Origin of the sequence: Allobaculum sp. (genome assembly GCF_047010065.1) — a bacterium.
GTDB lineage: Bacteria > Bacillota_I > Bacilli_A > Erysipelotrichales > Erysipelotrichaceae > Allobaculum > Allobaculum fili.
Genome location: NZ_JBKXLD010000071.1, coordinates 1 through 11,895 on the forward strand (window position 1 = coordinate 1; position 11,895 = coordinate 11,895).

The window sequence follows — 11,895 nt, forward strand, 5'->3', positions numbered from 1 at the left end:
CCCACAACCTTCTGATCCGTAGTCAGACGCTCTATCCAATTGAGCTAATGGCGCACTTCGTTAACGCATGGTCTATTATAGCAAACCTTCACCCGTTGACAACTCTAAAGACACAAATTCAAAAATAAAATAACGTCCGCCCTTTTTGAAAAATACAGGCATTCCAGAGGCTTTCCCCGAGGGGAATAAAAGGAAAAAGGAAGCGCCGGCAGCGCGTTATCCGGACCAAGATCTTCTGGATCCGGCACCGATCCTGAGTACGAAACAGTCTGGCTGTCACCGTCCAAATGAACATAGGGAGCTTTAAAAGGGCTTTCATTTGCGATTAAGATTCTTTTATAATAAAAACGTTGAAGTGCCCGATCAAGATTTGTACGGATTGGGACAAAAAAGAGGAAAAAAGATGAAAAATACGAAATGGCTTCGACGCATTGGCGGAAGTCTGCTTGGCGGAATGATGGCGATGAGTTCCGTCTCGATGCAGATGGTTCTGCCTGTGTCTGCTGAAGAAGCAAACTCGGATTCCAATCAGATGGTGTCCGAACCTGAAGTTGTTCCTGTAAGCGTGATCGATTCCGATAAGCGAACCGTGAACCTGAATGCAAACTGGAAGTTCACCTTATCCGACCCGGCGAATGCCCAGAACAGCAGCTTTGACGACTCCAAATGGGACAGCGTAAACCTTCCGCATGACTATTCCATCGACCAGGACTATACTCCGGCCGGTGAAGCCGAGAGCGGCTATAAGCTCGGCGGCGTGGGCTGGTACCGCAAGGTATTCACCGTTGCCCCAGACTTTAATAAACGCATGGTTGTCGAATTCAACGGCGTTTACATGGACTGCGAAGTGTACATCAACGGACACAAACTCGGCGGCCACCCCTATGGCTACACCGGTTTTGCCTTTGATCTGACCGATTACCTCAATAAAGACGGCGAAAACGTACTGGCTGTACGTGTAAACCATCAGACTCCGTCTTCCCGCTGGTATTCCGGAAGCGGTATTTACCGTGACGTTACGCTGACGATTACGGATGACGTTCATGTCGGCTATGACGGCATTGCGGTAACGACCCCAAACCTGGAGACCGAAAAAGGCGGCAATGTAACAACGCATGCGGCTGCAGATATCGTCAACGATTCCAGCGCTTCCAAAACGATTACCGTAAAACAGACCGTACTTGACGGAAGCGGCAATGCGGTTGGTACAGCATCGAAAGATGTAACACTGACGGCCGGCGAAAAGCAGAATGTTGCGCTGGATGTCATGGTTAACAACCCGACACTCTGGAAAACCAATCTCGCCAAAGACGAACATGCAGCGCTCTATACGCTGAAAACCGAAGTTGTTGAAAGCGGCAAGACTGTTGATACAACCGAGACGACCTTCGGCTACCGCTACTACTCTTACGACAAAGACACTGGCTTCTCGCTGAACGGCGAAAAAATGAAGTTTAAAGGCGTCTGCATGCACCACGATCAGGGTTCTTTAGGTTCCGCCGCTGAAAAGCGCGCCATCGAGCGTCAGGTGCAGATCCTGAAGGAAATGGGAGCCAACGCCATCCGCGTGACGCATAACCCGGCTGATCCTTACCTGCTTGAAGTGTGCAGCCGCGAAGGCATCATGGTCATCAATGAACTTTTTGACGGCTGGATCGGTGCCAAGAACGGCAACTACAACGACTATGCGCGCTTCTTTGAACAGACGGTCGACGCCGACAACGAAATTCTGAATAAAGAAGAGGATGACAAGTGGTTCGAGTTTGATACCCGGGCTGCCGTACAGGAAAGCCGCAACGAAGCGTCTGTCCTCATGTATTCGCTCGGCAATGAAATTTTTGAAGGGTCCTACGACTGGAGCGCGCAGAGTGCCCGACTGGCCAATGCGATTATGGATGTGGTCGAAGCCAACGATACCGGACAGTTCCTTACGTTTGGCGGAAACCGTCTGAAGAGCGGAACGCAGGAAGACGCGGTAGCCAACGCGATCGCAAACAGAGGCGGTCTGATCGGCTTTAACTACACCGTCACATCGCAGTACAACTCCAAACGAAGCCAGAATCCAACCTGGAAAGTGTACGGAGGCGAAACGGCGTCCCATATCAATTCCCGCGGCGTATACAACGTACTCTCTAGCAGTGCGCTCAACGCGGACAATCTTCTGACCAGCTATGATTATTCCGCGGTCGGATGGGGCCATACAGCGAGCGACTCCTGGTATACCGTTATCACCAACGACTACAACGGCGGCGAATTTGTCTGGACCGGCTTCGACTATCTCGGCGAACCGACGCCAAAAAATGGAGTAGGTACTGGATTTACCGACGGTAACCGTTCGCCGAAAAACTCCTACTTCGGCATTGTGGATACCGCGGGTCTGCCCAAAGACAACTACTACCTGTATCAGAGTCTCTGGAATGACCACGAAACAACACTTCATGTTCTCCCCGCATGGAATAAAGATGTAGTTGTCAATAACGGAAACGGAGATGTTCCGGTCGTTGTATATTCCGATGCACCGACAGTCGAACTGTTCTTTACAGCGGCTGGAAGCACGACACGTCAGTCTCTGGGCAAGAAAACCATGACGGAGCATACGACAGCCGCTGGTTACACCTACCAGATGTATGAGGGAAGCGATAAGGAGAGCACAACCCACCGCAATCTGTATCGCACCTGGAAGGTTCCGTATGCGAACGGCAAGATTGAAGCTGTTGCCTACGACAAGTCCGGAAATCCAATCACAACGGAAACGGTTGGCCGCAGTTCTGTAGAAACAACCGGCGCGGCATCGGCAATCGATATGACAGCCGATCGTCCGAATATTGCAGGCGACGGTGTCGATCTGTCCTATGTAACGATTGATATTACCGATTCTGAAGGACGGATTGTTCCTTCCGCAAAAAATAAAGTCACGGTTCGCGTAGAAGGCGCCGGTGAACTGGCTGCTCTCGATAACGGTGTTCAGCCGGATCAGCAGAGCTATCGCGACGACAACCGAAAAGCGCAGGCGGGTCAGCTTGTCGCCATCATCCGTTCCAACGGAAAAGCCGGAGACATTAAAGTGACCGCATCCGCTGACGGTCTTGAATCCAAGACGATCATGCTCAATGCGAGCGAAGTTGAAGGTGGAGGCGGCGAAGCGCTGAGCAGTTTTGAATACTCCCGCAACTACTATGTGAAGAAAGGGGAAAAACCCGTTCTTCCATCTGCCGTTAAAGCGAATTATGCAGACGGCACCTCTGAGAATGTGGCCGTGACCTGGGATACGATTACGGACGACCAGGTAGCTGAATCCGGCAACTTTACTGTAAGCGGAACGGCAGAAGGCCATACAGTTTCGGTAAGCGTCTATGTCATCGATCAGGTGGCTGCTCTTCTGAACGTATCGACAGCCGTTTCCAAAGGAACGGTTCCAGTACTTCCGGAAAGCCGCCGCGCGGTTCTGAACGATGGCGAAATTCTGGATGCAAGCTTTGCGGTAGACTGGCAGATGCCAGACGATTCCGCCTTTGCAGAAGCAGGCAATTTGGTTATTCCCGGAACGGCCAGTGTATTTGGTCAGTCTGTTCCTGTCAAAGCGTTTGTCCGTGTTGCGAATGCAACCGTGACGCTTGGCGACAGTATTTCTGGAGCAGCTCATCTGAGCCAGAACATTCCAGAGGACAAGCAGAGCGATACGCTGGAAGCCATTATTGACGGAAGCACCGTGAAGCAGGATGTGAGCGGCGGACCGAACACATCCATCTGGTCCAACTATGACTACTGCTACACCACACCGGAAAATAACACGGCCCAGATCACGTTCCGATACGATACGCAGCAGGCGGTTGGACAGATCAAAGTTCACTTCTCTCAGGACAGCTGGTCTGCTTCCTACCCGGATGCCAATACAACAGCCTTTGAAATCAGTGAGAATGGTACCGACTGGACTGAGCTGACGGTGAAAGAAACGATCGGCGATGAAGTAAATAATGTTAAGTGCTATACCTATGACTTTGCGCCGACGCGCTACACGTATCTGCGCATGACCGTAACCAACACCGCAACGAAGAAGCCGAACGGAAACAACCCGTGCACGGCCATTACGGAAGTGGAACAGTTCGGCTTTACCAGCACGCTCGTTGTAAACCAGGCGGCAGAACTGGACACCCTGACGATTGACGGAACCGCGGTTTCGGCAGATCTCCTCGCTTCTAAGGAAATCCCGACGTCCAAACAGACCGCTGCCGTTGAAGCGGTGTCCAAAGGCAACGGTGCCGTTACAATGCTTCCGGCTGAAAACAAGAAACAGGTGATCCTCGTTGAAGCCGAAGACGGAAGCAAGATTTCGAAATACACCATCCTGTTTGGAGTTATGGATCCAGAAGACGATTCCAGAGATATTCCGGTTGAAAAGCTGACCGCAGCAGCCGGCTCAACCGAACCTAACCATGGACCAGAACGTCTGCTCGATAACAATACGTCCACAGACTGGCATTCCAGTTACAAGGGAACCAACCGTGACGACCTCTGGGCAGAGTTCGCGATCGACGGCGACTACATGGTCGACGGTCTGCGCTATCTTCCAAGAATGACCGGCGGCGATAATGGAAGAATTACCAAATATCGCATTGATGTTCTCGATGAAAACGGCGAATGGAAAACCGTAACTACTGGCAGCTGGGCAGCAACCGACGGCTGGAAGAACGCTTCCTTTGCACCGGTGAAAACGACGAAAGTTCGTCTGTATGCGGTAGAAAGTATGTCGGATCAGTCCTACGTATTTGCGTGCGGTCTCGAAATGCGTCTGACTGGTGAAGAAGATGTTGTGGAAACAAATCTGGATTACAGTCTCCTCCATACCGCAATCGATGAGGCGGGCAAACTGAATGCCAGCGAGTTTAAATCCGCTTCTGCATTCACATCCGCTCTGGATGCCGCAAAAGCCATCGATAACAAAGCCTCTCATCAGGCAGATATTGATCAGAAAGCCGATGCGCTCAACCAGGCGATGCTCGATCTGCGTCTTACCCCTTCTGCAGGCAAGCTTGACTCTCTGAAGTAAAGAAATGCTTTGTCCTTTCTCCGATCTTTGAGAGAAACGGAATCTAAACACGAACCGCGTCCTTTAAAGCCATGAGCTTTGCGGGACGCGGTTTTCTGTCTCAAAGCGTTCGCAAAAAAAGGGGAAGAGTCGCTATGCTGGGGAGGATATCGGACAGGCGATACGTCCGGACAGACGTATGGAATCAAAGGGGAATTGCGGTATGAAACGACTGATCCTGCTTCGTCATGGCGAAAGCGAATGGAATAAGGAAAAACGGTTTACCGGCTGGTCGAATGTGAATCTGAGTCCAGAAGGACACCGAGAAGCTATAGAAGCCGGTAAAAGGATGAAAGAAGAAGGCATCCAGATCGATCGGGCCTTCACTTCGCGGCTCAAACGCGCCAATCAGACGCTCGATCATGTGCTGAATGAACTCGATCAGAAAGAAATGCCGGTAACGCGCAGGTGGCACATCAATGAGCGAAGCTATGGGGCGCTGCAGGGTCACACCCAGGCGGAAACAATTGCCAGATATGGAAAAGCCAGAGTGGATGCCTGGCGCAGCAAACTCGACGCAAAGGTACCACTGCTCGATCCAGATGATCCGCGCACCCCTGGACAGTCTTCGGAATATGCGGATGTACCGAAAGAACAGCTGCCGCTTGGCGAATCTATGCAGATGGCGATGGATCGAATCGTTCCGTTTTACAGGGAACAAGTCGTCCCCTGTCTGGAAAAGGAGCAGACCGTACTGATTGCGGCGCATGGAAACATCCTTGGCGTTTTGCTGAAATATTTGATTGAAGACGCCAATAAGGACTTGAAAGACGTCGAACGCGATCTTGGCATTTCCCTGATCTATGAACCGCCAACGGGCGTTCCGATGATCTGCACGTTTGACGAGAAGGGAAAGCTGGACAAAATTGAGTGCCTGGCGGATCCGGAAGAAGTTGCAAAGCGTGCCGGACGAATCGGATAGGCAAGCTCGATCCAGAAAAGCGAAAACAGACAGAAAACTTGAATAAAAATCGAAGAATAGCAGAAGAATAGAGGCCCCGGATCCTGTCTATGGATTCCGGGGCCTTGTCTGTATGGAAGAGAATTTAAGATTTCGGTATTCTGGGTCGAATGAAGAGGGCAAGGCTATGACCAGAACCGGGCATAAAAAAACGCACCCCGAATTGGGTGCGTGATTTACAAAGTGGTGGTCTCTGTCGGAATCGAACCAACGACACAAGGATTTTCAGTCCTTTGCTCTACCAACTGAGCTAAGAGACCACATGGTTGCGGGAGAAGGATTTGAACCAACGACCTCCGGGTTATGAGCCCGACGAGCTACCAGACTGCTCTATCCCGCGATGTACTTAGATATAATAACCGAAAGGATGACTGGATGCAAGAAATTTTATCACTTTTTTCAGAAATCAATCGGTGCTCCTGCAACAACATTCCTTAAGGACTGTAGGTAACTGGTGGACCCTGCAGGACTTGAACCCGCGACCATCCGGTTATGAGCCAGCTGCTCTTACCAACTGCGCTAAGGGTCCATGAAAAATAAAACATAAGAAATGGTGGCTAGGGTGAGACTCGAACTCACGACCTTCCGGGTATGAACCGGATGCTCTAGCCAACTAAGCTACCTAGCCAAAATAATAAAATGGTCGGGACGACAGGATTCGAACCTGCGACCCCCTGGTCCCAAACCAGGTGCACTACCAAGCTGTGCTACGTCCCGATAAATGGCGCGCCATGCAGGAGTCGAACCCACAACCTTCTGATCCGTAGTCAGACGCTCTATCCAATTGAGCTAATGGCGCAAAGTTTGAATATGACTTGAAAATCTTTATTGCTGTCAAACAGCTTATTCATACTATAAGAAAAACCTCTGAGATGCAAACAGGAAAAACAAAAAAAAGAAAAAAATAAAATATAGAAGGCTATAAAATGAGAACGTAATACGAATTTATAGCCGAATGGACAGAAAGCACCGGCAGATCCAGGCCGCTCTGCCCCTTGTGGAAGAGGGCTTGTGTCCTGCGGTATACTGAAAAGATAGAGGAGTGATAAAAATGCTCAAAAAAGAACAAGTAGAAGTACTCCTGAACCGCGCCATGAAATCGGAAGCGGATTTTGCGGAGATTTTTGAAGAAGAAACCCACACGCAGTCGATGACGCAGCTCGATGACAACGTTGAGAATATCAGCGCGAGCGTACGCGCCGGAGCGGGGATTCGTCTGTATAAAGGAACTTCATCGGTTTACGGCTACACCGATGAAATGGATATGGAAGTTCTCGAGGGCATCGTAGACGATCTGCGAAGCGCCATCGGGAAAAAAGAAGAGGGAAAAAACGTCGTTCTGAATGAACTGAGCCGGGCGGAAAACATTTCCCCAGTCGAACAGGACCCGTTCAAGACGGAAGACGAGAAAAAACTCGCTCTGCTCGATCGGGCCATCAAGACGGCCCGCGGCTATGATGAACGGATTTTTAAAGCCAGCGCTTCGCTGTCGTCCATTCATCAGGACGTGCAGATCGCCAATTCGGACGGTCTGTTCAAGGCGGATACAAGACAGAGAAGCCGTATGGCCGTTCAGGCGTATGCGCGCGAAGGCGACAATGTGCAGTCCGGCTACACTGCACCGGGCGCTTCCAAAGGCCTTGAATATTTTGAAGGTGACCATTCGCCAGAAGAGATGGCGAAAGAGGCGGCTCGAATTGCCCTCGTACTGCTTCGCGCCAAATCGGCGCCCAGCGGTGTGATGCCGGTCATTATTGATAACGGCTTTGGCGGCGTCATTTTCCACGAAGCCTGCGGCCATTCCCTTGAAGCGACCAGCGTCGCCAAAAAACTTTCGGTATTTTCCAACCGGAAAGGCGAAAAAATCGCCAGCGAAAAAGTCAGCGCCTGGGACGATGGAACGATTCCGGGCGAATGGGGTTCCCAGAACATGGATGACGAAGGCAACCCGCAGCAGAAACGCCTGCTGATCGATCACGGCGTTCTGACCCAGTACATGGTTGACCGTCTTAACGGCCGCCGCATGAATACGCCGTCTTCGGGAAGCGGCCGTCGCGAATCGTACAAGTACGAACCGACAAGCCGCATGAGCAATACGTTCATCGCACCGGGAACGGATAAGAAAGAAGACATGTTCAAGGACATTTCCTTCGGTCTGTACTGCCGTTCGATGGGCGGCGGTTCGGTCAATCCGAACACCGGTGAATTCAACTTCGGCGTAAACGAAGGCTACCTGATTGAAGACGGAAAAATCACCGATCCCGTTATCGGCGCCATGCTGATCGGAAGCGGTGCAGAAATTCTTCAGAACATTGATATGGTCAGCGACAACCTGGAACTCGCGCAGGGTATGTGCGGATCGGTTTCCGGATCGATTCCGACCAATGTCGGCCAGCCGGCCATCCGGGTCAGCTCCATTACTGTAGGAGGTACCGCAAATGAATAAGCAGGCATGGATTGAACGGTCAGCCCAGCTTGGACTGGAAGGCCTCGAAATCGCGCAGACGCGGCAGACGTCCCGTTCTCTGCAGTGGTTTGACCATACGATGGATTCGTTTACGACATCCCGTATTCTTTCCACTTCGCTGCGCGCCATGGCCAATGGAAAAATCGTTTCGACATCGCTCGAAAAAATCGAAGACGAAGACATGGACGAAATTCTCGGTCAGCTTCGCGATAATGCCGACCGCATTTCGGAATCGGAAAAGGACGTTCTTGTCGGACCGATGGAATGCGAAGAGACCATTTCGAAAAAGACCTGGAAACCGGCCGATCCGGCGCACATTAAGGAAGTGCTCGCGTCTCTGGAAGACAAGCTTCTGGCTGCCGACAGCCGCGTCAGTCTGGTCAATGAACTTTCTTTTGAAAGCGCCGAAGTGAGCAGCGAGCTGACCAACTCGCTGGGGACGGAAGTGTCCAGCGCCTACCAGTATCAGGTGATCGCCGCGCAGATTACGATGCGCGATAACGGGGAAGTATATGACGACTACCGTGTAGAAATCGTCTACGATCTCGATGATTTCGATCAGGACGCGTTCGTAAAGCGTCTGGTTACGCGCGTGCAGGACCAGATCGGCGCCAAATCGCTGAGCAGCCGCACCTGCAAAGTCATCTTCAACAACGAAGCCATGTCGACGCTCTTCTCCTGCCTGGAAGGGATGTTTTACGGTACGTCGATCGCCCGCGGCATTTCGCCGTTATGCGGCAAGGTCGGCCAGAAAATCTTCTCGGATCAGATCACGATCGTGGACGATCCGCGCAATGAAGACGCGCTCTTCTTACGGAACTATGACGACGAAGGCCGTCCGACATATACAAAAACAGTCGTTCGCGACGGCGTTTTTGAAACCGTTCTCCACAACACCAAGTCTGCGCTGAAAATGGATGCCGAATCCACCGGCAACGGATTCCGTTCCGGCGGCGGTGCAACTACCGTTTCCAGCATGAACCTTTATATTGTGTCGGGCCCGAATTCTTTTGACTCTCTTTTGAAAAAAATGGACAATGGTGTAGTGATCAGCGAACTTGCGGGAATGCATGCCGGCATTGATTTTGTCAGTACGAACTTTTCTTTACAGGCCAAGGGCTATCTGGTGGAAAACGGCCGGAAAGTTCGTCCGCTGACTCTGATTACTGTAGCCGGAAACTTTATCGATCTGATGAATCATGTAGAGGCTGTCGGCGATGACCTGAAATGGGAAATGCGCAGCACAGCCGCTCCATCCATTCTCTTCGAGGAAGCTGCTGTTGGAGGAAATGAAGAATAATTATGGAACAATATCAGAACGACATTCTGCTCGAAGCGCTTGTCCGAATGAAGGAAACCCATGCGGACGAAGACCTGCTCAAAGCAGGACAGGCGCTCATGGATACCCGTGTGTATGTCCCTGCCAAATGGGATAAGGAACCGACCAAACTGGAGAACGGAAAAATTCAGTTCCCGAAAGATGCCAAAATGGCATTTATGACGGCTGCAAGTCAGGACGGAACGAAAATGTTCCCGGTATTCACCAGTGTTGCCGAAATGAAAAACGCTTTCGGCGAACCGGGCGTAAACTGCCTGCTGCTTTCTTCGGAACAGTTCCTGCCGATGGTAAGAAGCGCGAAAGGCGATGTCGACGGCATTGTCGTTGACCCGGCTGGCGTAAACGTACGCTTCCCGTCCGATTTCCTGATCGGTTTTGCGGATGCCTACAAGACACCGCTCAAACAGGAAAACCTGGCCCAGAACAGTAACGTATACCTGCGCGACCTTACGGGCGACCAGCAGGATCTCGAAGCGGCTCTGATTTCAGCCGGCTTCCATGACAAGGCGATCAACGCCATTTACATGAAGGAGCGTCTGAAAGATCCGAACAAACCGGATACAACGCTGTTCATCCTGGTGGATGCCAACGAAAAAGACACTGGTATTTTCACACGTCTGACTGCGGCCATCCGCGGCGTCGTAAAAGATCAGGAACTCGAATTCATGTTCAGCGATTCCAAGCTCGGACAGGATATCGCCCGTACTTCCAAACCGATTTACGTGCGCGCGTTCTAGTTTAAGACCCATCGCTGCATCTAAAAAACACTCAAAAACCGAAAGCTTCTGTGCAGGCGTATGCGAATCTCTGCACAGAAGCTTTTTCGTTTGCGTCTTGAAAAATCTCAGGCAAAGCAATACCTTTTCGAACGAAGATGACTAGAGTAGAGGGTCGATATCGACAGGAGCTCTCCCATGGTGCGAAAAGATGGGAGCGTCTGTCTCGAATCTCCTGGATCGGTATCGTAGACTTAGATTTCCCAGAAAAAAAGGAGGAAATACCTATGAACGCAAACCTTGCCAGATCGGGAAAACACTCAGCTTCCAGAGTCTGGGAATGGACGGCACTGATTTCCGGAATCGCAGCCGTACTCTGCTTTGGACTCTTCGCCCTGATCGGCTCAACACTGGATGCCCAGGGAGTTCTTCATGAACCTTTCTTCCTGGTCCCCTGCGGCTGGGCGCTTCTCTTCGTATGCCTGACCAGCGCGGTTGCAAGCTTCGCCGCAAAATGTTCCAGAAGCCGCTCGTAAGCCGCATACCGTATTGATCCCGAATGATATGTCCCTCTTTCTGGAGGGATTTTTTTATGCCCGGGCGCAGGACAAATCGTCTTTTCCGGAACGATTTTTCTGCCGCCGGAGGGTGTACAGCTATTCCGGCTTAAACCGAAAATGCAGAGATCGTCACGGGCATTCCCCCGTGATAAAGTGAAAACAGCCGCATGATAAAGTGAAGTCAGAAATTTAGGGCGCAAAGCTATACAGAAAACGAAGAAAGGAGCCGTCGATATGGAAAAAGAAATCGGAAAAAAAGAAGACACGCTCAATCCCGGGGCTGCATGCCTCTTTCAGCTGCCCATTCCTGAGCCGGTACAGAAGGTACTCGATACGCTGAACGCCAATGGCGAAGAAGCGTGGCTGGTCGGCGGCTGCGTACGCGACAGCCTGCGCGGGATCGCGCCAAACGATTATGACATCACGACGACGCTCCGTCCCGAACAGGTGATGGCCCGTTTCGAACACGTCGTTCCCACGGGAATCGAACATGGCACCGTTACCGTTTTTTTGCAGGACGGCTGTCCGATCGAGGTGACGACGATGCGTAAAGAAGGGACGTATCGCGATCATCGCCATCCGGACGCGGTTTCCTTTACCCGCGATATTCGTGAAGATCTCGCCCGCCGCGACTTTACCATTAACGCCATGGCCTATCATCCCGAAAAAGGGCTGATCGATCCGTACGGCGGTATCGATGATTTGAAAAAACGCCAGATCCGGGCGGTCGGCGATCCGAAAGGGCGTTTTGAAGAAGATGCCCTTC

General features: G+C 51.4%; 7 protein-coding genes and 6 tRNA genes. 7 read left to right on the top strand and 6 right to left on the bottom strand.

Annotation, left to right across the window (positions count from 1 at the left end; all coding sequences use genetic code 11):
• The first annotated feature begins 403 nt into the window (after nt 1-403).
• Together ACLUYS_RS07070 and ACLUYS_RS07075 are read left to right on the top strand one after the other, a co-directional pair.
• Nucleotides 404-5,047: a sugar-binding domain-containing protein gene (locus tag ACLUYS_RS07070; protein WP_412659465.1), complete on the top strand. Its 4,644-nt coding sequence runs from the start codon at nt 404-406 to the stop codon at nt 5,045-5,047.
• A gap of 202 nt (nt 5,048-5,249) precedes the next feature.
• Entirely contained in the window at nt 5,250-6,008 is a 759-nt protein-coding gene (locus ACLUYS_RS07075) for a 2,3-bisphosphoglycerate-dependent phosphoglycerate mutase (protein ID WP_230266928.1), read from the top strand.
• A gap of 223 nt (nt 6,009-6,231) precedes the next feature.
• On the opposite strand, the gene ACLUYS_RS07080 is transcribed toward ACLUYS_RS07075, so the two are convergent.
• The 6 genes from ACLUYS_RS07080 to ACLUYS_RS07105 all read right to left on the bottom strand — a co-directional run bounded on the left by ACLUYS_RS07080 (nt 6,232) and on the right by ACLUYS_RS07105 (nt 6,846).
• Nucleotides 6,232-6,307: transfer RNA gene (locus ACLUYS_RS07080), tRNA-Phe, on the bottom strand.
• A gap of 3 nt (nt 6,308-6,310) precedes the next feature.
• Nucleotides 6,311-6,387: transfer RNA gene (locus tag ACLUYS_RS07085), tRNA-Met, on the bottom strand.
• A gap of 112 nt (nt 6,388-6,499) precedes the next feature.
• Nucleotides 6,500-6,576: transfer RNA gene (locus tag ACLUYS_RS07090), tRNA-Ile, on the bottom strand.
• Nucleotides 6,577-6,598: 22 nt separating this feature from the next.
• Nucleotides 6,599-6,675: transfer RNA gene (locus tag ACLUYS_RS07095), tRNA-Met, on the bottom strand.
• A 12-nt stretch (nt 6,676-6,687) separates the two neighbouring features.
• Nucleotides 6,688-6,764, bottom strand: a tRNA-Pro gene (locus tag ACLUYS_RS07100).
• 5 nt (nt 6,765-6,769) lie between these two features.
• Nucleotides 6,770-6,846: transfer RNA gene (locus tag ACLUYS_RS07105), tRNA-Arg, on the bottom strand.
• Nucleotides 6,847-7,098: 252 nt separating this feature from the next.
• Here ACLUYS_RS07105 and ACLUYS_RS07110 point away from each other — a divergent pair.
• The 5 genes from ACLUYS_RS07110 to ACLUYS_RS07130 form a co-directional block, all read left to right on the top strand.
• A complete protein-coding gene (locus tag ACLUYS_RS07110; protein ID WP_412659466.1) occupies nt 7,099-8,493 on the top strand; it encodes a TldD/PmbA family protein in 1,395 nt (464 codons plus the stop codon).
• Complete coding sequence (locus ACLUYS_RS07115; protein ID WP_230266926.1) at nt 8,486-9,814, top strand: TldD/PmbA family protein; 1,329 nt, start codon at nt 8,486-8,488, stop codon at nt 9,812-9,814. The genes ACLUYS_RS07110 and ACLUYS_RS07115 overlap by 8 nt, the downstream gene beginning before the upstream one ends.
• A 2-nt stretch (nt 9,815-9,816) precedes the next feature.
• Nucleotides 9,817-10,590, top strand: coding sequence for an enhanced serine sensitivity protein SseB C-terminal domain-containing protein (locus tag ACLUYS_RS07120; RefSeq protein ID WP_230266925.1), 774 nt, complete (start codon nt 9,817-9,819; stop codon nt 10,588-10,590).
• 266 nt (nt 10,591-10,856) lie between these two features.
• On the top strand, nt 10,857-11,105 hold the full coding sequence (locus ACLUYS_RS07125) for a DUF3955 domain-containing protein (protein ID WP_412659467.1): 249 nt from the start codon (nt 10,857-10,859) through the stop codon (nt 11,103-11,105).
• 258 nt (nt 11,106-11,363) lie between these two features.
• The coding region (locus ACLUYS_RS07130; RefSeq protein ID WP_412659468.1) for a CCA tRNA nucleotidyltransferase at nt 11,364-11,895 on the top strand (532 nt) is incomplete at its 3' end.